Raw genomic sequence first — 20,487 nt, forward strand, 5'->3', positions numbered from 1 at the left:
GGCGACCCTCGCGGTACAGCGTTTGCGCCGCCATGGCGGTGGCCTCGGCCTTGGCGGGCAGACCCTTGGGACGGCCACCGATCCGGCCCCGCGACCGTGCGGCCGACAGGCCCGCCTGAGTCCGCTCGCGGATCAGCTCGCGCTCGAACTCGGCCAGCGAGGCGAACAGGTTGAACACCAGGCGGCCTTGGGCATGGGTGGTGTCGATGGGGTCATTCAGGCTCTGCAAGCCGACCTTACGCTCTGCCAGCTCGCCGACCAGCTCGACCAGGTGCTTGAGCGAGCGCCCGAGGCGATCCAGTTTCCAGATCACCACGGCATCACCCGGACGCACGTTGGCCAGCAGTTTGTCCAGTTCCGGACGGGCGCTTTTCGCGCCGCTGGCGATGTCTTGGTAGATGCGTTCGCACCCGGCCTGTTTCAGGGCATCGACTTGTAGGTCGGCTTTCTGATCCCGAGTGCTCACTCGCGCATAACCGATCTTCATCAAAAGTACCGTTTACTCGACTACGTTAGTAATAGTTGAACTTTGATAAAGCGTACCAGTTATTTGAACCGTAGCGTGGGGAGCTTAACGAACCGAGCCTGTCACTTTCAGAAGGCGACAGCACGAAATATCAAAAGTCGACCGCACGGTCTTTTCTGACGTTGGAGTCGCCTCAGAAAACGGAAAATAAAGCACGCTAAGGCGTAGTTCCCTCGGGCTACACCGCGTCCGCACTGCGCGGTTCTTTCTTCCCTTGCAGTGACGCAATCAGCGGGCAGGAAACGTTCCCCTTCCGCGCATGGCAGGCGCACACCAAATCAGACAGCACGGCCTCCATGCGCGCCAGGTCAGCCATCCTCTCGCGCACGTCCTTGAGCTTGTGCTCGGCCAGGCTGCTGGCTTCCTCGCAATGGGTGCCATCCTCCAGCCGCAGCAGCTCGGCGATCTCATCCAGGCTGAAGCCCAACCGCTGGGCTGATTTCACGAAGCGCACCCGCGTTACATCCGTCTCGCCATAGCGGCGAATGCTGCCGTAAGGCTTGTCCGGTTCCGGGAGCAAGCCCTTGCGCTGATAGAACCGGATGGTCTCCACATTGACCCCGGCCGTCCTGGCGAAAACGCCAATGGTCAGGTTCTCCAAATTGTTTTCCATATCGCTTGACTCCGTACATAACTACGGAAGTAAGCTTAAGCTATCCAATTCAGATTCGAAAGGACAAACGTATGTCTGAACCTCAAAACGGGCGCGGCGCGCTCTTCACTGGCGGGCTGGCCGCCATCCTCGCCTCGGCTTGCTGCCTCGGGCCGCTGGTTCTGATCGCCTTGGGGTTCAGCGGCGCTTGGATCGGCAACTTGACGGTGTTGGAACCCTATCGCCCCATCTTTATCGGCGTGGCGCTGGTGGCGTTGTTCTTCGCCTGGCGGCGCATCTACCGGCCGTCAGCCGCCTGCAAACCGGGTGAGGTTTGCGCGATTCCCCAAGTGCGAGCTACTTACAAGCTCATTTTCTGGGGCGTGGCCGTGCTGGTTTTGGTCGCGCTCGGATTTCCCTACGTCGTGCCATTTTTCTATTGATCACAGGAGTTCACCATGAAAAAGCTGCTTTCCGCCCTTGCCCTCGCTGCCGTTGTTGCCCCCGTGTGGGCCGCCACCCAGACCGTTACGCTGTCCGTACCGGGCATGACCTGCTCGGCCTGTCCGATCACTGTCAAGAAGGCGATTTCCAAGGTCGATGGCGTCAGTAAAGTTGACGTGACCTTCGAGACGCGCGAAGCGGTGGTCACCTTCGATGATGCCAAGACCAGCGTGCAGAAACTGACCAAGGCTACCGAGGATGCGGGCTACCCATCATCAGTCAAGAACTGATCATGAAAGACCCGAAGACACTGCTGCGGGTCAGCATCATTGGCACAACCCTCGTGGCGCTGTGTTGCTTCACCCCTGTTTTGGTCATTTTGCTCGGTGTGGTCAGCTTGTCCGCGCTGACCGGCTATCTGGACTATGTGCTGCTGCCTGCGCTGGCGATTTTCATCGGCTTGACCATCTACGCCATCCAACGAAAACGCCAAGCCGATGCCTGCTGCACCCCGAAATTCAATGGAGTAAAAAAATGACCGAAATCACCGTGAATGGCATGACCTGCACATCCTGCGCCACCCATGTCAAAGATGCTTTGGAAAAGATTCCCGGCGTGAATGCCGCTGTGGTGTCCTATCCAGAAAGCCGCGCGCAAGTCATGGCAGACACCGCCGTGAGCCACAACCAACTGCTGGCCGCCATCGCCGCATTGGGTTATCAAGGCTCGATCCGGGTTGGTGATTTCAAAGATGAACCAAAAATCCGTGATGCACTTGAGGGCGCCGGTTTGCATATCGCCATCATTGGCAGCGGCGGGGCCGCGATGGCGGCGGCGCTGAAGGCCGTCGAGCAAGGCGCGACGGTCACGCTGATCGAACGCGGCACCATCGGCGGCACCTGCGTCAATATCGGCTGTGTGCCGTCCAAGATCATGATCCGCGCTGCCCATATTGCCCATCTGCGCCGGGAAAGTCCGTTCGACGGCGGTATTGCGGCAACTGTGCCTGCGATTGACCGCAGCAAACTGCTGGCCCAGCAGCAGGCCCGTGTCGATGAACTGCGGCACGCCAAATACGAAGGCATCCTGGACGGCAATCCAGCCATCACCGTTTTGCACGGTGAAGCGCGTTTCAAGGACGACCAGAGCCTGGTCGTCCGTTTGAACGAGGGTGGCGAGCGCGAGGTAACGTTCGACCGCTGCCTGGTCGCCACCGGTGCCAGTCCGGCCGTGCCGCCGATTCCGGGCCTGAAAGAGTCACCCTACTGGACTTCCACCGAAGCGCTTGTCAGCGACACCATTCCCGCACGCCTGGCCGTGATCGGTTCGTCGGTGGTGGCGTTGGAACTGGCGCAAGCCTTTGCCCGGCTCGGCAGCCAGGTCACGATCCTGGCACGCAGCACCTTGTTCTTCCGGGAAGACCCGGCCATCGGCGAGGCCGTGACAGCCGCTTTCCGCGCCGAGGGCATCGAGGTGCTGGAGCACACGCAAGCCAGCCAGGTCGCCCATGTGAACGGCGAATTCGTGCTGACCACCGGACACGGTGAATTGCGCGCTGACAAGTTGCTGGTTGCCACCGGTCGGGCACCGAATACGCGCAGCCTCGCGCTGGACGCGGCGGGGGTCACTGTCAATGCGCAAGGGGCCATCGTTATCGACCAAGGCATGCGCACGAGCAACCCGAACATCTACGCGGCCGGCGACTGCACCGACCAGCCGCAGTTCGTCTACGTGGCAGCGGCCGCCGGCACCCGTGCCGCGATCAACATGACCGGCGGCGACGCAGCCCTCAATCTGACCGCGATGCCGGCAGTGGTGTTCACCGACCCGCAAGTCGCCACCGTGGGCTACAGCGAGGCGGAAGCGCACCACGATGGCATCGAGACCGACAGTCGCACGCTGACACTCGACAACGTTCCGCGAGCGCTTGCCAACTTCGACACACGCGGCTTCATCAAGCTGGTCATCGAGGAAGGTAGCGGACGGCTCATCGGCGTGCAGGCGGTGGCCCCGGAAGCGGGCGAACTGATCCAGACGGCGGTGCTCGCCATCCGCAACCGCATGACGGTGCAGGAACTGGCCGACCAGTTGTTCCCCTACCTGACAATGGTCGAGGGGTTGAAGCTTGCGGCGCAGACCTTCAACAAGGACGTGAAGCAGCTTTCCTGCTGCGCTGGATAAAAAAAGGAGGTTTTCAATGAGCGCCTACACCGTGTCCCGGCTGGCCCTTGATGCCGGGGTGAGCGTGCATATCGTGCGCGACTACCTGCTGCGCGGATTGCTGCGTCCGGTGGCGTGCACCCCGGGCGGCTATGGCCTGTTCGATGATGCCGCCTTGCAACGGCTGTGCTTCGTGCGGGCGGCCTTCGAGGCGGGCATCGGCCTGGACGCGCTGGCGCGGCTGTGCCGGGCGCTGGATGCTGCGGACGGCGATGAAGCGGCCGCGCAGCTTGCCGTTCTGCGCCAGTTCGTCGAGCGTCGGCGCGAAGCGTTGGCCGATCTGGAGGTGCAGTTGGCCACCATGCCGACCGAGCCGGCACAGCACGCGGAGAGTCTGCCATGAACAGCCCCGAGCGCTTGCCGTCCGAGACGCACAAACCGATCACCGGCTACCTGTGGGGCGCGCTGGCCGTGCTCACCTGTCCCTGCCATTTGCCGATTCTCGCCATTGTGCTGGCCGGCACGACGGCCGGCGCGTTCATCGGAGAGTACTGGGGTATCGCAGCCCTCACGCTGACCGGTTTGTTCGTCCTGTCTGTGACACGACTGCTGCGGGCCTTCAAAGATCGATCATGAGCGCTTCCCATTGAGACAAACCACGCTGTCGCTACGTTGCCTCATGCCGGCATCAAATTCGGCTGAGTAGCTTCTCGCCATCTGGACGTAGCTCACCCTTGGGTGAAACATGCCGATACAGGGTCTGCCGCGTGACGCCAAGTTCCTGGCACAGGTCGCCGACCTTGGTCTCTGGCTGACCCATTGCCGCCATCGCCAGCCGCAGCTTGGCGGCGGTCATCTTGAACGGCCGGCCGCCTTTCCGCCCGCGCGCGCGGGCCGAGGCTAGGCCGGCAATCGTGCGCTCCGCGATCAACTCGCGCTCGAACTCGGCCAGGGCGGCGAAGATGCCAAAGACCAGCTTGCCGGCGGCGGTCGTGGTGTCGATGGCCGCGCCGTGCCCGGTTAATACCTTCAAGCCGATGCCGCGCCCAGTCAGGTCGTGCACGGTGTTGATGAGATGTCGCAGGTCGCGTCCGAGCCGATCCAGTTTCCACACGACCAGTGTGTCGCCAGTTCGCAACGCCTTCAGGCAGCTCGTCAAGCCGGGCCGATCCTTGCGCATGCCGGATGCCTGGTCCTCGTAAAGATGTACTGGATCGACCCCGGCGGCAATCAGCGCGTCGCGCTGCAAATCGGTAGCCTGGGAGCCGTCCGCCTTCGATACCCGCATGTAGCCTATCAGCATGTCGTACCTGTCACATATACGTTGGTTTTTGGTTCCATTGCTCCCCAAACCCCTTGATCACGCAGATGTCGCCAGCGGCCTGGCGGCACATCCTGCTGAACGGGCATTACACCTTCCAGACTGACGGCAAGTTCATCGACCTGGATGCGCTCGTGGCGGGACTGGAGCTGGGCTGACGGAAATTTCTGGGATTCCGGCGTACAACCCCTAAAGCGGAAGGTGAGTCGATACGTTCCGGATGGATGGGTCTTCAAGCCGTTATGGGATGTACAACTTCAGTGGCCAGAGGTAGCCGTGCTTTGCGGGCTACGTCGTCCGTCATTGAAAAACCTCTGGGCACAAGACCCAAAAGGCGACAGATTTGTTTAATGGTCGTGGGCAAACCAAAGCTCCCACCTGCGTTCCATACAGACGCTGCTCGCCGCTGCGATTAATTATGGCTTGTAGAGGTACGTTCGACGCCGAGCGGCAAGAGCCCTACGGGCTCTAACCACTCCTCATCTAAATCGGCTTTGTATCCCATCAATCACACTAAATGACTGAGGGTCTGAATTTGCTTGACCCGAGGACCGTGCGGAGAAAAATTCCATTACATGCTCCTCGGCCCTTGCACGTGCGCCTGCCAACTCGACGTCTCCCCCAGCAGTCCCCTCAACCGTAAAGAACTGTGGATGGTTCAGCCCAACCGTCGCGAGCGCCGCTTTCAGATACGGCCTCAGGAAGTCGGGTTGGCGCGCCCGATCCCCGGTGATGAGTCCGCCCGATGAGATGGCGCAATAAACCGGGCGGTCTACTGAAAGCCGCTAAATGCGCGGCTTGCGGCTATACCTATTGGAGGCACGGTTACCATGTACAAAGCTTCTGTTCTTGGGCTCGCCTTATTCTGCGTCACCACCGGGAGCACTTTCGCTGATGACCCTGACAAGGAGTTTCGGGAGGCGGATAAGCGCTACTGGGAACACCAGAGGGAAATGGAAAAGGCAGAGCTGGAGGCGTACAAGGAACACGGGAAGTTCCATGAAGAAATGGATCGGGAAGAGCGCAAAAATTTCGAGGAAATGGAGCGAGAAGATGACAAACGCAGGGCAGAATTCTATCGAGAGCGGGATAAGGCCTACCGTGAATAATCCAATTGAGCGCTTTGACCGAAGTGCTCTTTACCGTGTCACTCGCCTGATTTCGGCCAGCTTCGGTCTCTTGCTGTGTGCTGGTTGTGTGGCTTATGGATACGACAGCTATGATCCGCGCGCCCATCATGAGCATGACGTACCGGCCGGCCACCTCCCCCCTCCAGGCGAATGCCGCATCTGGTATCCAGACCGGCCAGCAGGACAGCAACCGCCGCCAGGCAGTTGCCGTAAGTTGGAATGGCAGGTGCCTTCGGGGGCGATCCTGATTCGCGGATAGAACTACCTTTTTCAACAGAATCGGCCAAAAGCGGTCGGTCAAAGTCTTATCCTGAGAGGGCGGGCATCTCATGTGGCATGAGGCGATCCAAGCTATGCGGTGAGCCTGCTGGGCAAGGATGGCTGCCCATCACAGCAATTCGATGCCGAAGCGGCGCATTGCTAGAGCAAACAGGACGAAACATAGGCACGTTGCAAATGCGTAACCCGCCAGTGCGAGCCAGAAGCCGAAGCGAGACATTAGGAGCGGGAACATCAACAGCGCCGGTAGCGTGGGGATCACATACCAGAAGGTGTACCAGGCATGGTTGGCGATCTTCTGTCCCGGCTGATGCTCGATGTGCAGCCAGATCAAGGTCAGCGCCGTAACTATGGGCAGGGCGGCGACGATACCGCCAATACGGTCGCCATGCTTGGCCGCTTCAGATACCAAGACCACCATCAATGCAGTGATCAGGTACTTTGTCACTATCCAGGTCATGACGCGCTCCGCGGTGCTGCGAAAGAAGATCAGAGGTACTTGGTGATCTGTTTGAAGTTGCTCAGCGCGGTGATGTCCCCCTGTTCAGCGGCCGCGAGCGCATGCTCCAGACAGTGATCGATGTGGTCCTGGATCAAAGTGCGCTTGGCCTGACAGATCGCTTTTTCTACTGCGTGTAGCTGCTGGGCAAGGTCCACGCAGGGGCGACCGGTCTCGATCATGCCGACAATGCTGCGCAGGTGGCCTTCGGCACGCTTCAACCTTTTGATGATATCGCTATGACTTTGGTGCTGATGGGCGTGTTCTTGATCGCTCATGCCTTGAGTCCCATGCCTCGATGACTTACGCTTCGATCCTATCCCCCCGGGGGGGATATGGCAAACCGGCCGTTGTCGTCGGGCGGCCAGCCGAATCTGCAATCGAAGACACATCATGCTCAGTAAACCGGTCAGCGCTCAGTTAACGTTTGTCCTTGCCCTCGTCATGCTAATGGCATGGGCCGGGCATAGCGCCGCACTTGGCCCTGGGGTGAGCCAAGGTGGGTGGAACGGCGGGGACCATGCTCATGCTCATTCCCAAAGCACGGGTATTTCGGTCTGTGCCAGATGCGCGGATCACTACCACTCCACGCTTACCGCCGACCACGTGCACGAAACGCCATACCTGAGTACGCTTCTCACCGTCAGTACGCTGCCAGAGCGTCCGCAGCCGATAGAAGCCACGCGCTACGTCATCCCTCCCAGTCCGATCTTCCTGATCGAGCGGCCACCACGCCCAAGATTCGCACTCTGACAACGGCCGCTATGCGGCCAATACCACTGTCACGTAGGACTCAACTATGCATTCGCTATCCATGTGCGATATGGGCGCATTTTCCGCGCGCCCAAACCGCTCGCTAATACTGCTGCTCTTGTTCACCGCATTGCTATTTCTCGGCATGCCTGACGCGCTGGCCCACGCTGTTGCCGAGGGCGACAAGGGCTTTATCCAGGAAAGCTCCGGGGTGATGGTGCTGCCGTTCATCTACATGGGCGCCAAGCACATGATCACCGGCTACGACCATCTGTTGTTTCTCTTTGGGGTGATCTTCTTTCTCTACCGCCTGAAAGACGTGGGGCTCTACGTCACCCTGTTCGCCGTGGGCCACACCGTGACGCTGCTGCTCGGTGTATTGGCGGAAATCACCATCAGCTCCTATGTGATCGACGCCATCATCGGTTTCTCGGTGGTGTACAAGGCCCTGGATAACCTGGGCGCCTTCCAGCGCTGGTTCGGCCACCAGCCGAACACCAAAGCGGCCACGTTGATTTTCGGTTTGCTGCATGGCTTCGGCCTGGCAACCAAAATCCAGGAGTACGAGATCTCCGCGGATGGCCTGGTCGCCAACCTAATCGCCTTCAACGTCGGAGTCGAAATTGGCCAGCTACTGGCGCTGAGCGCCATTTTGATCGTCATGGGCTACTGGCGACGAACCGCCAGCTTCTGGCGCCATGCCTACACCGCTAACGTCGCCATGATGAGCGCCGGTTTCCTCTTGATGGGTTACCAGCTCACCGGCCTGATCGTCTCTCAGTAAGGAATTCTCAGCATGTTCAATACCAAGCTTCCAACCCAGTGTGAATTGCCAACCAGCCGCCAGCTGCTGCGCTCCACTGTGATCGCCGTGGGTGTTGCCGCAGCGTTACTGGTCACCGTAGTGATGCCTTCTGAATATGCCATCGACCCCACGGGCGTCGGCCGTGTACTTGGCCTGACTCAGATGGGTGAAATGAAAGAAATTCTCGCCGAAGAAGCGGCTGCGGATGCAGCTGTCCCGCCAGCAGCGGCCCCGGTCGTACAAGCCCCCGCGTCTAGTCAGGTGGCGCCTCAGGAGCAAGTTGCGGCAGCAACTGTGGCTGAGCCGGTAGCAGAGCCGCAGCCCGCCCTGAAGTCCGATGAAGTGACTGTCACGCTGAAGCCGGGCGAGGCCAGTGAAATTAAGCTGGAGATGCTGGACAAGGCCACGGTCAGCTACGAGTGGGCAACCGATGGCGTTCCGGTCAATCACGACACCCATGGCGAGCCCTATAACGGCCCGAAGGGCTATTACCACAGCTACAGCAAGGCCAAGCAGGTCAAAGGTGATAAAGGCGAATTCACTGCCATTTTCGACGGCACCCACGGCTGGTTCTGGCGAAACCGTAGCAACCGTGACGTGACGATTACGCTCAAGACCAAGGGTGAGTACCTGAGCGTCAAACGCGTTATCTAAGAGAAATAGCCCCAGCGTCATGGGCGCCGGGGCTTTTACATCCCTGATCGATATTGAAGGAATACATCATGACGAATTCAATTACGCTGAGCCGCTCCCTGCTGCTGGTTTGTTTACTAGGTCTGCTGTCGGCATGTGGCGGCAGCGAGCCGGAGACGCAAGCTGAAGTCGAAAGTCACGGTCATTCTCACGACTAAGAGGCGGAAAGTTGTCTTGTTACGTGCAATGACTCGCTAATCGCTTGCACGTAACAATTGGTAAGTTTTAGGCGCCGGCCACATCATATCTAAGATCTGTTAAGTGGCTGCTTTTGGCCGATTGCAGCCAGTCACCACCCTAACCCAACCCCGGCAAACCCCTCTCCAATCTCGGACAAGCCCACTCCACAAATGCCCGCACCCTTGGCGATAGCTGCAAGGCGTGCGGGTAGACCAGTTGGATCGGCAAGTCCTTCGGTTCGTAATCCCTGAGCACTCTTACCAGACGACCATCAGCCAGTTCATCGGCGACCTGATAGTGCATCAGCCGTGTGATGCCCAGGCCTTGCACGCAGGCCAGGCTGGCAGCCCGGATCTGGTTGCAGGTCAGGCGTGGGGTGATTTCTTCGGCCTGTTCCTTTTCGCCGTGACGGTAGTACCAGTGGCGGCCCTGGGCGGCGAAGAGGATGCAGGCGTGGTCCTCCAGTGCCGCCGGGGTGTCGATGGCGGGGGCGGTGCTCAGGTAGTCGGGGCTGGCGCAGGTGACCAGCCGGGTGCTGCCGATCTGCCGGGCGACCATGGCCGAGTCGGGCAGGTGGCCGATGCGCAGGGCGAGGTCGAGGCGTTCGTCGAGCAGCGGGACGATCTGGTCGCTCAGGTTCAGCTCGACGCGGATCTCTGCATGTTCCTTGAGAAACTCGTTCACCAACGGCGCGACGTAACGCTGGCCGAACTCAATCGGCGCGGTGATGCGCAACAGGCCGCGGACGGCGCCGTCGCTGGCCTCCAGGCGCTGCTCCATGTCGGCGAAGTCCGCCAGCATGCGCCGGCTCCAGGCCAGGTATTCCGCGCCCTCGTCGGTCAGTGCCATGCGCCGGGTGCTGCGGTTAAGCAGGCGCACGCCGAGGTGGCGTTCCAGCGCGGCCAGCGAGCGCACCACCGACGCCACGGATTGCCCGGTGGCATCGGCGGCCGAGCTCAGGCTGCCGTTGTCGACGATGCGAACGAAGTTGGCCATTGCCTTGAGCTTGTCCATTGCCACCCCGGGATTTGTGCGATTGCTGCATAGATGTTGTCAGGCCGGCGGCATAGGTGAAACCCGCAGGGCGGCTGACACTTCAGGGACTGAGATTTCCTGGAGTTTCGCATATGAATCAATCAGCCAGTCCCGCTCGCATTCTCGCCTACGACCACATCGGTATTCGTGTCAGCGACCGGTCGCGGGCGATGGCCTTTTACCAGGCGCTGGGCTTCGTCGAGAGCGCGAGCTTTCCGCTGTTCGAAGCGAACGAAATGCTCAGCCCGGATGGCGTGCGCATCAACCTGATCTTCAACGGTGCGCGTGCGCCTGATGCGCACAACGTGCTGCTGGATGCGCCGGTCAAGCTGCCCGGCATGACCCATCCGGCGTTTATCGTCGATGACCTCGCGGCACTCCAGCATTGGCTCGAGGCGCAGGGCATCGTCATCACCGAGGGGCCGCATCCCATCGGCCCGCGGCGGATCGCGCTGTTTATCCGCGATCCGGACGGCAACGTTCTGGAATTCAATCAGCTCATCAGAGGAGGTGCGCAATGAAACTGTACGACCTGGGTCCATCCGGCAACTGCTACAAGGTGCGGCTGTTCGCTGCGCTGGCAAACATCGACCTTGAACTGGTAGCCGTGGATTTCGCCAATGGCGCGCACAAGAAGCCGCCGCTGTCCGAGCTGAATCCGCTGGGGCAGTTGCCGGTTCTGGACGATGGCGGGCATATCGTCCGCGATTCGCAGGCCATTCTGGTCTACCTCGCCGGCGCTTATGGCGGCCTGGCGTGGTGGCCGGACAATCCGCGCGGGCAGGCGGAGATTGTGCAGTGGCTGTCCTTCACCGCCAACGAGATCCAGCAGAGCCTGAATGCGGCGCGGCTGGTTCAGAAGTTCGGCTATCCGCTGGACAAGGCCGCAGCGCTGGAAAAGTCACCGGTGGTGCTCAAGCTGCTGGACGATCATCTGCAGCGCCACGACTGGCTGGCGATCGACCGGCCGACCATCGCCGATTGCGCGGTCTACCCCTACGTGGTGCTGGCGCCGGAAGGGAGCGTGGATCTCACGCCGTACCGTCACGTCACCCGCTGGATGGAGCGGCTGGAAGCGTTGCCGGGGTATCTGCCCAAGCCCTGACCTGCGCTGAATCAGGTGCGCTCTTGCCCCTCGGCCTTGAGAAAATCGACGAAGGCCCTGAGCGGCGAGGGCATGTGGCGGCGGCCGTGGTAGTAGAGGTAGGGGCCTTCGAAGGACTGCCACCAGTCCTCGAGGATGGGAGTCAGGCGGCCATCGGCGAGCGGTTCGCGGATGAAGTCCTCGAAGGTGTAGATGACGCCCAGGCCGTTGATTGCCGCGCTGGTCTTCAGGTCATGGGAGGAGGTCACGAGTTGGCCTTGTGGCGGTACGCGCAAGGTTCGGCCGTCCTTCTCGAATTCAAAAATACCCACCTTGCCGCTCTCGAAACGATGGCCGAGCAGCTGGTGCTCGGTCAGCTCGGATGGGTGCCGCGGCGTGCCGTGGGCGGCGAGGTAGCTAGGCGCGGCGGCTGCGACGAAGCGTTGCCGGCGCGGGCCGATGGGGATGGCGATCATGTCCTTGGCCAGGCTTTCCTCGTAGCGCACCCCGGCGTCGTAACCGGCCGCGATGACGTCGATGAAGGTGTTCTCCATCACCACTTCGACGTTCACTGCCGGGTAGAGCTTGAGGAAGCGGCTCAACAGGTTCGGCAACAGGAAGCGAGCCACCGGCACCGGCACGTTGAGCTTGAGGGTGCCGACCGGCCTGTGGGCGTCATCGTCCAGATCATTGAACGCGGCGCTGATTTCTTCGAGCGCCGGTCGCAAGCGTTCCAGCAGGCGTTCGCCTGCACTGGTCGGGGTGATGCTGCGGGTGGTGCGGTTGAGCAGGCGCAGGCCCAGATCGCTTTCCAGGCGGCGTATGCAATCGCTCAGCGAAGACGCCGACATGCCGCGTTTCTGCGCCGCGGCGCGAAACCCTCCGGCTTCGACCACGGCGGCGAACAGCGCGACATCACTCAGGTTGGGTTGGCGCATTGGACCTCCTTGAATGATGTGACTGTACGATTGGGCGAACAGCCCGTCCATGTTTGCCTGGATTATCAGCCAGTGCTCGTACGCTGATACTTCGTCCGTCGGCCGCCTCCGCCTGAGGCAGGCCCTTCACGACGACGAGGAAACGATCATGGCGCAGAGAAACGCAACCGGGCCGGGCAGCCATGCCCGGCCATTGATGAAGCTGGCCAGAACGCTGATCGCCGGGTTGGCGCTGGCTGGGACGCTGGCCGTCGAAGCCGCCAACCGGCCATCGCCAAAACCTGACTGGAGCCTGGACGACATGCCGGCTCAGACCGGCCGCATCGTGCTGGTCACCGGCGGCACCAGCGGTATGGGTTACGAGGATGCACTGGCGCTGTCGCGCGCTGGCGCGGAGATCATCATTGCCGCGCGCAACGCCGAGCGCGGGCAGGAGACGATCGAGCGGATACGTGAGCAGGTTCCGGATGCCCGCGTGCAGTTCGAGGCTGTTGATCTGGCCAACCTGGCCTCGGTGCGCAGTCTCGCCGAGCGTCTTCAACAACGCCTGCCGCGTCTGGACGTGCTGATCAACAATGCCGCGATCATGGCGCCGCCTGAGCGGGGCACCTCGGCTGATGGCCACGAGCTGCAGCTGGCGACCAACTACCTGGGCCCGTTCGCCCTGACCGCATTGCTGATGCCGCTGCTGCTGGAAAGCGACGATGCCCGAGTGGTCAGCCTGTCAAGCATCGCGGCGGGTCGAGGTCAACTGAACTTCGCTGACCTGCAGGCCGAGCAGGGCTACGACCCCTACGCCACCTACGCGCAATCCAAACTGGCGGTGCTGATGTGGGCAATGGAGTTGCAGCGCCACAGCGATACCGCCGGCTGGGGCATTCGCAGCATTGCCGCGCACCCTGGAGTCGCGGTCACCGAACTGGTCGAGCGCGGGCCGGGGCTGGATAGCAAGTTCGCCGCCAACTGGGCCAAGGACCGCGACAAGTACCACTCCGCTGCCCAGGGCGCGCTGCCGACGCTGTATGCCGCGACCGCGCCAGAAGCGGTCGGCGGCGCCTATTACGGGCCGACCGGCGAGGAGGAGAAACGAGGGCCGCTGGGCTTTGCCAGGGTTCCCGACGCCGCCGCGAACCAGACCGATGCCGCCGAACTGTGGCAGCTGTCGGAACGCCTGACCGGCGTGCGCTATCCCTGAACCCTCGGGCGCGGCCTTGCGCTCGCGCCCCGTTACCTCTCTTCCTTTTTCAGGAGCGCGCCCATGAGCACGCCATCCGTTGTGCATCGCCTGAGCACCACCATTAATGCCGAGGAACACGAGCTGCGTCCGGCACTGAGTGGCTTCCTGCTGTTCTTCTGCCTGTTCGCCGGCTACTTCATGCTGCGCCCGATCCGCGAGTCGATGGGCATCGCGGCGGGGGTAGAGAACCTGCAGTGGCTGTTCACCACCACCTTCTTCGTCATGCTGGCGGCCGTTCCGTTGTTCGCCTGGCTCAGCTCGCGCGTACCGCGGTTACATTTCGTCGACTGGGTGTACGGCTTCTTCTGTTTGAACCTGCTGCTGTTCTCCGTGCTGTTTCTGCTGCAGGGCGAAAACCCCTGGCTGGCGCGGGCGTTCTACGTGTGGATCTCGGTGTACAACCTGTTCGTCGTGTCCGTGGCCTGGAGCCTTATGGCGGACGTGTTCGACAGCGCCCAGGCCAAGCGGCTATTCGCCTTCATCGCTGCCGGGGCGAGCGTCGGCGGGCTGGTCGGGCCAGCGCTCAGCGCGTTGCTGATCGGCAGTCTGGGAGAGGCGGGGTTGATGCTGCTCGCCGCGCTGCTGCTGGGCAGGGCGCTGGCACTCAAGTTCTCGCTCATGCGCTGGCGTGAAGTCGGCGGAGCAGGGCGGCCTGGCGCGACCCCGGCGGAGAGCACGCGCAAGCCGGTGCCGGGCAACCCGTTCAGCGGGATGACGCGGGTGCTGCAGTCGCCTTATCTGCTCGGCATCGCCGGCTTCGTGGTGCTGCTGGCTACCGTGACGACCTTTCTCTACTTCGAGCAGGCGCGTCTGGTGGCCGAACTGTTCCCCGATCGGGCGGCGCAGGTTCGGGTGTTCGGCACAATTGATGTGGTCGTCCAGGCCGGGGCACTGCTGTCTCAGCTGTTCATCACCGGACGGCTGGCGCAGACGCTGGGCGTGCGCGTGTTGCTGGCGATCGTGCCGCTGCTTGTCTGCGTCGGCTTCATTGGCCTGGCGCTGATGCCCAGCTTCGTTTTGCTCGCGGCGCTGATGATTGTGCGCCGGATCGGCGAGTACGCTTTCGTCCGGCCCGGCCGCGAAATGCTCTTCGCGCCGCTGGATGCGGAGAGCAAGTACAAGGCGAAGAACGTCATCGACACGGTCGTCTATCGCGCCGGTGATGCCGTCAGCGGTTGGGGGAAGACTGCACTGGACATGTTCGGTCAGGGTGCCGGCCTGGTCGCCGTGGCCGGCGCAATCTGCGCGCTGCTATGGGGCTATCTCGGCTGGCAGCTCGGCAAGCAGGCGGACAGGCGCACTGAGGTGCGGGTGGGGGGAGCTGTAGGGAGTGGCGCTTGAGCGAAGCGCAAACGGCGACCGGCTTTGCGCCCGGTCGCCGCGCTTTATGCGCCGGTCAGAAGCTGACCACCGTCTTCAGCCCTACGACCACCACGCCCTCCGCCTCGTCGAAGCCGCCGGGGCGGTGGAAGTACTGGATGTTCGGCGTCAGCGAGATGGCCGGCGTGAGGGCGACGCGGTAGTAGAGTTCGGCGGGGTATTCCACGTCCGGCACCGGCTCGCCCTGTTCGCGCAGGTGCTTGCGGGCGTCGTCGTTGATTTCCAGGCGGCCGAGCCCCAGGCCGAGCTCGTCATGCGGGCGCGAGGCGAAGGGGGCGGAGAGGATGCCGCCAACCTGCCAGATGCGCTCGATATAGGTCACGTCCGGGTCGGACTGGATGAAGTTGGCGAACAGCTTCAACCGTCGTTCGGCCACCGCGCTGCTCTGCCAGAGCTGCTGTTCGGCCATCAGATAGCCGCCGGTGGCCTGGTCGTGTTCGGCGGCTGGTGCGCCGGAAAGCGCCATCGGTCGGCCGGCGGCGTCACGGTAGACGTCTTCGAAGTCGCCGGTATTGCGCCAGAGGCCCAGGCGATAGGCGCCGGGTTGGCCGGAGAAGGTCGGCGTCCAGCCCAGCTCGGCAACCGCATGGTAGCCAGTGGTCCCTGACGGGCTGCCGAAATTCAGGCCCTGCTCGCGCTCGGTGAAACGCGGATTGACCTGATAAAGCGCGGTCTGCAGCGACCACTCTTGATTCAGCTGGTAACGCGCGGTGGCGCCCCACTGGCTGATCGGCCAGGTGAACCAGTTCGGTGTGACATAACCGGGCACCGTGCCGCAGAAGCCGAGGTTCTGGAACGGGCAGGCGAAGGGGTAGATCTCGCCGCTCATGGGCAAACGGCCGAGCTTTATCAGCAGGCGGTCGTCCAGCAGTGCTTGCTGGTAATAGAACTGCACCAGTCGGGTGACGCTGCCGTAGCCGTAAATTTCCTGGGGTTGCAGCAGGACGCCGAGATCGGCCTCGGCGTTGAGGTTCTCGCCGTTGCGGTTGACCACGCTGAAGCGGAAACCGGCGCCGGACCAGCCGAGCAGTTTCTCCAGGTCCAGCGCGGCATCGAACATCAGTTGATCGGAGTAGGTGCCGGTGTGGTCATCGCCGCCCTGGGTATTCCAGGCCAGTTCGTTGACGTAGGTGATCTGCAGGTCGACGCCGGCCTCATGCAGGCGGGTGCGGCTGCCGTTCCAGTCGCCGAAGAGGAACTGATCGGGAGAATATTCGGCCGCGTGGGCAGAAGTGAACAGGCAGGCGGCGAGAAGGCCGCTGCCGAAGCGCAGGCTTGTTGTCATTGTTCTGATCCTTCGGATGTAACTGTGCGGGGTGCAGCGAATACCGTCGGCCGCAATGCGTGTGGGCATTCACGGTATTCGCGTGCGTTTCTGCTCAGTGGTAACGCCTGGCTATGTAGGCGTTATTGGTTCAAGTGTTTAGTTGGCGATTGGACCTGGCCGGCCTAATGTCCGCCGCCAGACTTCACACCATCGCGCGCTTGCCGACGAACGAAGTGACGAATGCTTTCCAGCTCTGCATCTGTCAAATCTGGAAATTTGGGCATGCCGTTGGCGAGTAACGCGCCACCACGCACAACACTCTCGAACGCCTTTTCACTGCCTTTGAGCAAGATTGGCGACTCCCGCAGATCGGGTGCTTTCATACCCGCAACAGCTCCGGCGCCATGACAGCCAACACAGAGGTTCTCCGCAAAGACACCCGCGCCTGCCTCGGCCTTTTTGGCGTCGACCTCGAACTTCTCATCGATAATTGGCTTGGCAAGTTGCGGTGCAGGCTGTTCAGGAACAACCGCTTTTCCATCTAGCGAAAAGGTCATGATGCGGCGTTCGTGCACACCATATTTCCAGCCGTGGCTTTCAAATCCCAGTTCACCGGAGCCGCCGAAGTTGGAGGCCAGTGCACCACCAGGACCCACGAGCAGGGAAACCATCTGCTTGCCATCCAGCTTGTAGGTAATCGGTGGCGCAGAGATACCGAGGCCTACGTCATAGGACCAAAGTTCATCACCAGTGCGGGCATCGTAGGCTTTGAGCATTCCATCAGGCTGGCCCTGGAAAACCAGGTTTCCGGCTGTGGTCAAGGTTCCGCCACCCCATGGGCTCTTCTGATTTACTTGCCACACACGCTTGTTCCTGACCGGGTCCCAGGCCTGTAGGGAACCGCGTGACTCGTGTGGGTCCTTGGTCAGTTCCCAACCGGTCAGCCCCAGGTAAAGTTTGTGGTTCGCCATCTTGTGGCCAGGCTTCGTGTTCTTGCCGTCGTCCTTGAAGGTGTTGCCCAGATGGTTGGTGGGGATAAAGGCAAGATTCAACTCGGGGTTATAGGACATTGCATGCCACGAGTGAGCGCCGAATGCCGACGGATAGATATTCTTCTCGCCATCGGGATACCTGGCATCGTCCGCAACAATATGGCGCTGCTCTTTCAGGTCGTACTTGGTTGACCAGTTGGCGTCAGTGAATTTTTCAGCGGACAGCACCTTGCCGTTCGAGCGGTCGATCGTATAGAAAAAGCCGTTTTTCGGCGCATGCAGTACCGCATCAACATCCTTGCCATCGATTTTCAGATCGGCCAGCACGATGTCCATGTTCGAGTTGTAGTCCCAGGTGTCGCCTGGTGCAGTCTGGACGTGCCATTTGAATTCGCCCGTATCCGCATCTACAGTTACGACAGAACAGAGGAACAGGTTGTCGCCGCCGTCCGGGCTGCGCACCTTGATATTCCATGGCCCACCGTTGCCTGTCCCGAAGATGAGCTGGTTGTATTTCTCGTCGTACGTCCAGCCATGCCAAGCATTACCGCCGCCGCCGTTTTCCCACCACCGGCCAGTCCAGGTTTTGGCGGCCATTTCCTGAGCGGCGTCTTCGAATCCATCTGCGGGATTGCCAGGGACGATATAGAAGCGCCAAACCTGTTTGCCCGTTTCAGTGTCATAGGCGGTCACATAACCGCGCATCGGCCCAAGTTCTGTTCCGCCATTGCCTACAAATACCTTGCCATCGAAAGCCTTCGGATGACCTGTGATATTCAACGGCTGGTCGTGATCGAAGGTCCGGGTCTGCCAGACTTCCTTGCCGTCCTTTCTGTTGATTGCAATCAGGCGGCCATCCCATGTGGCGATGAATAACTTGTCTCCGTATGTTGAGAGGCCTCGGCTGTGCTTCCAGAAGACCTTCTTCATGTTGTTGTCGATGATCTCCTTGGAAACTTGAGAGTCATATTCCCAAAGCATCTTGCCCGTGCGTGCATCGAATGCACGTGTTCTGTTCATTTCACCAACGTAGTACATGACCCCATCGACGACCAAAGGTGTTCCGACGATATCGGAGCGATCCGGCAGCGGCGCGTACCATTCAGGCTTGAGCCCGCTGACATTGTTTACATTGATGTCTTTGAGCGGGCTGAATCGCTGTTCAGAGTGTGTCCGCCCGTAAGCCAGCCAATCGCTGGTGTTCGATTCGTCAGACAGTTCCTTGTCGGTAATGACTCTGTCTGATGCGTGCAGTGGCGTGATCGCAAGAAGCGAGGCTGCCATGATTATCTGTACCCTTAAACTCGACTGTTTGAATTTCATTTTTATTATTTCCTTGTATGGGGTTGTTTCTCGTTTCAGGAATTCCTTAAACGAGCGTCCGCTGCTTGAACTCTTCTGATATTTTTTTTTATTGGCAAAGCGGCTTCCACTGCTGCGCGCTTTAATGGCGAGCAACATGGGTGTGCGTATATCACTGCTTTTGGATTGGTTATTTAAACTTCTATAACTAGAAATCCGGTTTGGTTGCGTTTGGGTTGCCAGCGATAATGACGGTAGCGTCGCTGCGGTAACGCTCCGCAGAGAGTCGCAGTACATCGTCCTAACAGGGTGTTGCTGCGTTGGAGCGGGTAAGGGGTGGGATGGCTCATGGTGTTTCCTCCGATGCATGGCCGGCCCGGATGGCCTGCCGTGTTGTTTTTATTCAAAGCAAGGGGGAGTGCCGTCCGGCGGCGAGGCCTTCGGGCGGATAAGTGCTGGCGCGGGCACCGAGTTCCAGGCCCTGCCAGGCGAGGACGCGCTGGTAGCACTCGGGCAGGGATGTGGCGGTTGCCCAGGCATTGGCCAGTCGCTCGGCGAGCGCCAGATGGCTCGCGGCCTGGCAGCGCAGGTCGCTGGCGCAGGCGTGGTAGAAGCGGTTCACCACGTCAGCCATGGGCTCGCGCCAGTCTTCGATCAGCAGCGCGGCGTGAGCCAGCACCACGGGGCGTCCATCGCGGCTGCGCCGCCAGCGTTGGGCGGTGCCGGCCAGCTTGCGGCCCTCCAGCGTGAGGTTGAAGCGGCCGTCGCAGAATGCACCCGGCACCGCGCCCACACCGGCCTTGAGGCCGTTCTCCGCCAGCCACAGTGCGAGGGGTTCGAGCAGCCGTTCGTAGGCGATGTCGATGCGCCGGCCGACCTCGTCGCCGTCTGGCAGCGCGCAGGCTAGGGCGATGTTGAGCACGGCCGATGACTGCGGCACCGGTTCGCCGCCGGTGTCGCGCAGCAGGATCGGCCAGCCCTGCGCCGCGCAGCGTTGGCTGGCCAGGGCGAAACCGGGCCGGCGCTCGAAGCTGCCGGGCATCACCAGCGCCTGGCCGGTGGGGCGCCAGAGCAGCAACTGGCAGTCGAACAACCCGTCGCAGACGCGTTGCAACAAGGCCCGCTCGGCATTCAGGCCGGCGCCCACGCTGAACCGGGCGATGCCGTTCATGCCGCGTACTCCTCGATACGCCGGCAGAGATCATCGAGAAACTCCGCCGCGGGCGAGCCGTTGACAGCGCGATGGTCGAAGGTCAGCGACAGGCCCATCCACTCGACTTCCACCAGTTCGCCGCTCGGCCCGAGTTCCAGCCGCCGCTGAATGCCGCCGACCCCGAGGATGGCCACCTGCGGCGGATTGAGGATCGGGGTGAAGTGGTGCACCCGCGACAGCCCCAGGTTGGAGACGGTGAAGGTGGCGCCGGTCAGCTCCTTGACCGACAGCTTGCCGGCCAGGGCCTTGTCCACCAGCGCCTTGCGCGCCAGGCACAAACTTTCGCCGTCCAGCTGTTCGGCGTTGAACAGCGCCGGGGCGACCAGCAGATCGCCCGGCAGCGGGATGGCAAGGCCCAGATGCACCGCCGCGTGCTGGTGGATCACCTCGTCTTCCAGCGTGGCATTGATGCCGGGATGTGCCTTGAGCGTCTCGACCACCTTGAGCAGCAACAGGTCCTGCACGGACACCGCGCTGCCCTCGGCTTTCAGCTCGGCACGACGGGTTTTCAGCGCATCCAGCCGGCATTCGCTGTGGTGAGTCAGCTGCGCGGTGGTCTGCAGACTTTCGTGCATCTTCGCCGCGATCATCTTGCGCATGCCCTTGAGCGGCACCCGTTCGGGCGCGCGCTCGGGCAGGATTTCCAGTCGAGTCATG

Annotated in this window: 25 protein-coding genes and 1 pseudogene; 15 read left to right on the forward strand and 11 right to left on the reverse strand. The window is 61.4% G+C overall.

Translation table 11 applies throughout. From position 1 onward, the window contains the following. Together IEG05_RS15415 and merR are read right to left on the reverse strand one after the other, a co-directional pair. The coding region (locus IEG05_RS15415) for a recombinase family protein (RefSeq protein ID WP_191122351.1) at window positions 1-487 on the reverse strand (487 nt) is incomplete at its 3' end. Window positions 488-704: 217 nt separating this feature from the next. Continuing rightward, complete coding sequence (gene merR / locus IEG05_RS15420) at window positions 705-1,139, reverse strand: Hg(II)-responsive transcriptional regulator (RefSeq protein ID WP_000429838.1); 435 nt, start codon at window positions 1,137-1,139, stop codon at window positions 705-707. A gap of 71 nt (window positions 1,140-1,210) precedes the next feature. Here merR and merT point away from each other — a divergent pair, with 71 nt between their 5' ends. From merT to merE, 6 genes are read left to right on the forward strand one after another with little or no spacing between them, the layout of a single operon-like run. Beyond that, complete coding sequence (gene merT, locus IEG05_RS15425; protein ID WP_001294667.1) at window positions 1,211-1,561, forward strand: mercuric ion transporter MerT; 351 nt, start codon at window positions 1,211-1,213, stop codon at window positions 1,559-1,561. Window positions 1,562-1,576: 15 nt separating this feature from the next. After that, window positions 1,577-1,852, forward strand: a complete 276-nt coding sequence (gene merP, locus IEG05_RS15430) for a mercury resistance system periplasmic binding protein MerP (protein ID WP_000735441.1) — start codon at window positions 1,577-1,579, stop codon at window positions 1,850-1,852. A gap of 2 nt (window positions 1,853-1,854) precedes the next feature. Next, on the forward strand, window positions 1,855-2,100 hold the full coding sequence (gene merF, locus IEG05_RS15435; protein WP_023083081.1) for a mercury resistance system transport protein MerF: 246 nt from the start codon (window positions 1,855-1,857) through the stop codon (window positions 2,098-2,100). Then, complete coding sequence (gene merA, locus IEG05_RS15440; protein ID WP_000136268.1) at window positions 2,097-3,743, forward strand: mercury(II) reductase; 1,647 nt, start codon at window positions 2,097-2,099, stop codon at window positions 3,741-3,743. Before merF ends, merA begins: the two co-directional genes overlap by 4 nt. Before the next feature lie 16 nt (window positions 3,744-3,759). Further along, complete coding sequence (gene merD, locus IEG05_RS15445) at window positions 3,760-4,125, forward strand: mercury resistance co-regulator MerD (RefSeq protein WP_003465059.1); 366 nt, start codon at window positions 3,760-3,762, stop codon at window positions 4,123-4,125. After that, window positions 4,122-4,358, forward strand: coding sequence for a broad-spectrum mercury transporter MerE (merE, locus tag IEG05_RS15450; protein WP_001087809.1), 237 nt, complete (start codon window positions 4,122-4,124; stop codon window positions 4,356-4,358). Before merD ends, merE begins: the two co-directional genes overlap by 4 nt. 52 nt (window positions 4,359-4,410) lie before the next feature. Here merE and IEG05_RS15455 read toward each other — a convergent pair whose 3' ends face one another. Further along, window positions 4,411-5,025, reverse strand: a complete 615-nt coding sequence (locus IEG05_RS15455; RefSeq protein ID WP_046622512.1) for a recombinase family protein — start codon at window positions 5,023-5,025, stop codon at window positions 4,411-4,413. An 848-nt stretch (window positions 5,026-5,873) separates the two neighbouring features. Between IEG05_RS15455 and IEG05_RS15460 the strand changes: the two genes are divergently transcribed. Both IEG05_RS15460 and IEG05_RS23685 read left to right on the forward strand, forming a co-directional pair. Continuing rightward, complete coding sequence (locus IEG05_RS15460; RefSeq protein WP_046622514.1) at window positions 5,874-6,152, forward strand: hypothetical protein; 279 nt, start codon at window positions 5,874-5,876, stop codon at window positions 6,150-6,152. A gap of 139 nt (window positions 6,153-6,291) precedes the next feature. Further along, window positions 6,292-6,432, forward strand: a pseudogene (locus tag IEG05_RS23685) (tetratricopeptide repeat protein); the annotation flags it as partial. A gap of 129 nt (window positions 6,433-6,561) precedes the next feature. Here the strand turns inward: IEG05_RS23685 and IEG05_RS15465 are convergent. Together IEG05_RS15465 and IEG05_RS15470 are read right to left on the reverse strand one after the other, a co-directional pair. Further along, window positions 6,562-6,912 (reverse strand): DUF3147 family protein, encoded by a 351-nt coding sequence (locus IEG05_RS15465; protein WP_031691223.1) that lies wholly within the window; start codon window positions 6,910-6,912, stop codon window positions 6,562-6,564. Between the two features lie 29 nt (window positions 6,913-6,941). After that, complete coding sequence (locus tag IEG05_RS15470) at window positions 6,942-7,229, reverse strand: metal-sensing transcriptional repressor (RefSeq protein WP_020309258.1); 288 nt, start codon at window positions 7,227-7,229, stop codon at window positions 6,942-6,944. Between the two features lie 521 nt (window positions 7,230-7,750). Between IEG05_RS15470 and IEG05_RS15475 the strand changes: the two genes are divergently transcribed. From IEG05_RS15475 to IEG05_RS23495, 3 genes are all read left to right on the forward strand, one after another. Continuing rightward, window positions 7,751-8,488 (forward strand): HupE/UreJ family protein, encoded by a 738-nt coding sequence (locus IEG05_RS15475; protein WP_023083080.1) that lies wholly within the window; start codon window positions 7,751-7,753, stop codon window positions 8,486-8,488. A 12-nt stretch (window positions 8,489-8,500) separates the two neighbouring features. Then, window positions 8,501-9,163 carry a hypothetical protein gene (locus IEG05_RS15480; protein ID WP_020309260.1) on the forward strand — a complete coding sequence of 221 codons (663 nt, stop codon included), beginning with the start codon at window positions 8,501-8,503 and terminating at the stop codon, window positions 9,161-9,163. A gap of 68 nt (window positions 9,164-9,231) precedes the next feature. Beyond that, entirely contained in the window at window positions 9,232-9,360 is a 129-nt protein-coding gene (locus IEG05_RS23495; protein ID WP_255342263.1) for a hypothetical protein, read from the forward strand. Between the two features lie 139 nt (window positions 9,361-9,499). Here IEG05_RS23495 and IEG05_RS15485 read toward each other — a convergent pair whose 3' ends face one another. Beyond that, window positions 9,500-10,396 carry a LysR family transcriptional regulator gene (locus IEG05_RS15485; protein WP_046618884.1) on the reverse strand — a complete coding sequence of 299 codons (897 nt, stop codon included), beginning with the start codon at window positions 10,394-10,396 and terminating at the stop codon, window positions 9,500-9,502. A gap of 113 nt (window positions 10,397-10,509) precedes the next feature. On the opposite strand from IEG05_RS15485, the gene IEG05_RS15490 reads away from it, so the two are divergent. After that, entirely contained in the window at window positions 10,510-10,938 is a 429-nt protein-coding gene (locus IEG05_RS15490) for a VOC family protein (RefSeq protein WP_046618882.1), read from the forward strand. Continuing rightward, a complete protein-coding gene (locus IEG05_RS15495; protein WP_046618880.1) occupies window positions 10,935-11,522 on the forward strand; it encodes a glutathione S-transferase family protein in 588 nt (195 codons plus the stop codon). The genes IEG05_RS15490 and IEG05_RS15495 overlap by 4 nt, the downstream gene beginning before the upstream one ends. An 11-nt stretch (window positions 11,523-11,533) precedes the next feature. Here the strand turns inward: IEG05_RS15495 and IEG05_RS15500 are convergent, their stop codons facing one another. After that, on the reverse strand, window positions 11,534-12,439 hold the full coding sequence (locus tag IEG05_RS15500) for a LysR family transcriptional regulator (protein ID WP_046618879.1): 906 nt from the start codon (window positions 12,437-12,439) through the stop codon (window positions 11,534-11,536). Window positions 12,440-12,587: 148 nt separating this feature from the next. On the opposite strand from IEG05_RS15500, the gene IEG05_RS15505 reads away from it, so the two are divergent. Further along, window positions 12,588-13,634: an SDR family oxidoreductase gene (locus tag IEG05_RS15505; protein ID WP_046618892.1), complete on the forward strand. Its 1,047-nt coding sequence runs from the start codon at window positions 12,588-12,590 to the stop codon at window positions 13,632-13,634. Window positions 13,635-13,697: 63 nt separating this feature from the next. Next, window positions 13,698-15,017 carry an NTP/NDP exchange transporter gene (locus tag IEG05_RS15510; RefSeq protein ID WP_046618878.1) on the forward strand — a complete coding sequence of 440 codons (1,320 nt, stop codon included), beginning with the start codon at window positions 13,698-13,700 and terminating at the stop codon, window positions 15,015-15,017. 55 nt (window positions 15,018-15,072) lie between these two features. Here the strand turns inward: IEG05_RS15510 and IEG05_RS15515 are convergent, their stop codons facing one another. The 4 genes from IEG05_RS15515 to IEG05_RS15530 form a co-directional block, all read right to left on the reverse strand. Continuing rightward, window positions 15,073-16,341 (reverse strand): carbohydrate porin, encoded by a 1,269-nt coding sequence (locus tag IEG05_RS15515; protein WP_046618877.1) that lies wholly within the window; start codon window positions 16,339-16,341, stop codon window positions 15,073-15,075. 164 nt (window positions 16,342-16,505) lie between these two features. Then, window positions 16,506-18,776, reverse strand: coding sequence for a PQQ-dependent dehydrogenase, methanol/ethanol family (locus IEG05_RS15520; protein ID WP_224742850.1), 2,271 nt, complete (start codon window positions 18,774-18,776; stop codon window positions 16,506-16,508). A gap of 244 nt (window positions 18,777-19,020) precedes the next feature. Beyond that, window positions 19,021-19,788, reverse strand: coding sequence for a lipoate--protein ligase family protein (locus IEG05_RS15525; RefSeq protein ID WP_046618873.1), 768 nt, complete (start codon window positions 19,786-19,788; stop codon window positions 19,021-19,023). Continuing rightward, on the reverse strand, window positions 19,785-20,486 hold the full coding sequence (locus IEG05_RS15530; RefSeq protein WP_046618871.1) for a 2-oxo acid dehydrogenase subunit E2: 702 nt from the start codon (window positions 20,484-20,486) through the stop codon (window positions 19,785-19,787). The genes IEG05_RS15525 and IEG05_RS15530 overlap by 4 nt, the downstream gene beginning before the upstream one ends. Window position 20,487 lies beyond the last annotated feature (1 nt).

Origin of the sequence: Stutzerimonas kunmingensis (assembly GCF_014764705.1) — a bacterium.
Taxonomy (GTDB): Bacteria; Pseudomonadota; Gammaproteobacteria; order Pseudomonadales; family Pseudomonadaceae; genus Stutzerimonas.

Excerpts from the sequence above, each read along its gene's own strand:
- merR (WP_000429838.1), bottom strand. The coding sequence starts at position 1,139 with ATGGAAAACAATTTGGAGAACCTGACCATTGGCGTTTTCGCCAGGACG.
- merT (WP_001294667.1), top strand. The coding sequence starts at position 1,211 with ATGTCTGAACCTCAAAACGGGCGCGGCGCGCTCTTCACTGGCGGGCTG.
- merP (WP_000735441.1), top strand. The coding sequence starts at position 1,577 with ATGAAAAAGCTGCTTTCCGCCCTTGCCCTCGCTGCCGTTGTTGCCCCC.
- merF (WP_023083081.1), top strand. The coding sequence starts at position 1,855 with ATGAAAGACCCGAAGACACTGCTGCGGGTCAGCATCATTGGCACAACC.
- merA (WP_000136268.1), top strand. The coding sequence starts at position 2,097 with ATGACCGAAATCACCGTGAATGGCATGACCTGCACATCCTGCGCCACC.
- merD (WP_003465059.1), top strand. The coding sequence starts at position 3,760 with ATGAGCGCCTACACCGTGTCCCGGCTGGCCCTTGATGCCGGGGTGAGC.
- merE (WP_001087809.1), top strand. The coding sequence starts at position 4,122 with ATGAACAGCCCCGAGCGCTTGCCGTCCGAGACGCACAAACCGATCACC.
- IEG05_RS15455 (WP_046622512.1), bottom strand. The coding sequence starts at position 5,025 with ATGCTGATAGGCTACATGCGGGTATCGAAGGCGGACGGCTCCCAGGCT.
- IEG05_RS15460 (WP_046622514.1), top strand. The coding sequence starts at position 5,874 with ATGTACAAAGCTTCTGTTCTTGGGCTCGCCTTATTCTGCGTCACCACC.
- IEG05_RS15465 (WP_031691223.1), bottom strand. The coding sequence starts at position 6,912 with ATGACCTGGATAGTGACAAAGTACCTGATCACTGCATTGATGGTGGTC.
- IEG05_RS15470 (WP_020309258.1), bottom strand. The coding sequence starts at position 7,229 with ATGAGCGATCAAGAACACGCCCATCAGCACCAAAGTCATAGCGATATC.
- IEG05_RS15475 (WP_023083080.1), top strand. The coding sequence starts at position 7,751 with ATGCATTCGCTATCCATGTGCGATATGGGCGCATTTTCCGCGCGCCCA.
- IEG05_RS15480 (WP_020309260.1), top strand. The coding sequence starts at position 8,501 with ATGTTCAATACCAAGCTTCCAACCCAGTGTGAATTGCCAACCAGCCGC.
- IEG05_RS23495 (WP_255342263.1), top strand. The coding sequence starts at position 9,232 with ATGACGAATTCAATTACGCTGAGCCGCTCCCTGCTGCTGGTTTGTTTA.
- IEG05_RS15485 (WP_046618884.1), bottom strand. The coding sequence starts at position 10,396 with ATGGACAAGCTCAAGGCAATGGCCAACTTCGTTCGCATCGTCGACAAC.
- IEG05_RS15490 (WP_046618882.1), top strand. The coding sequence starts at position 10,510 with ATGAATCAATCAGCCAGTCCCGCTCGCATTCTCGCCTACGACCACATC.
- IEG05_RS15495 (WP_046618880.1), top strand. The coding sequence starts at position 10,935 with ATGAAACTGTACGACCTGGGTCCATCCGGCAACTGCTACAAGGTGCGG.
- IEG05_RS15500 (WP_046618879.1), bottom strand. The coding sequence starts at position 12,439 with ATGCGCCAACCCAACCTGAGTGATGTCGCGCTGTTCGCCGCCGTGGTC.
- IEG05_RS15505 (WP_046618892.1), top strand. The coding sequence starts at position 12,588 with ATGGCGCAGAGAAACGCAACCGGGCCGGGCAGCCATGCCCGGCCATTG.
- IEG05_RS15510 (WP_046618878.1), top strand. The coding sequence starts at position 13,698 with ATGAGCACGCCATCCGTTGTGCATCGCCTGAGCACCACCATTAATGCC.
- IEG05_RS15515 (WP_046618877.1), bottom strand. The coding sequence starts at position 16,341 with ATGACAACAAGCCTGCGCTTCGGCAGCGGCCTTCTCGCCGCCTGCCTG.
- IEG05_RS15520 (WP_224742850.1), bottom strand. The coding sequence starts at position 18,776 with ATGTTGCTCGCCATTAAAGCGCGCAGCAGTGGAAGCCGCTTTGCCAAT.
- IEG05_RS15525 (WP_046618873.1), bottom strand. The coding sequence starts at position 19,788 with ATGAACGGCATCGCCCGGTTCAGCGTGGGCGCCGGCCTGAATGCCGAG.
- IEG05_RS15530 (WP_046618871.1), bottom strand. The coding sequence starts at position 20,486 with ATGACTCGACTGGAAATCCTGCCCGAGCGCGCGCCCGAACGGGTGCCG.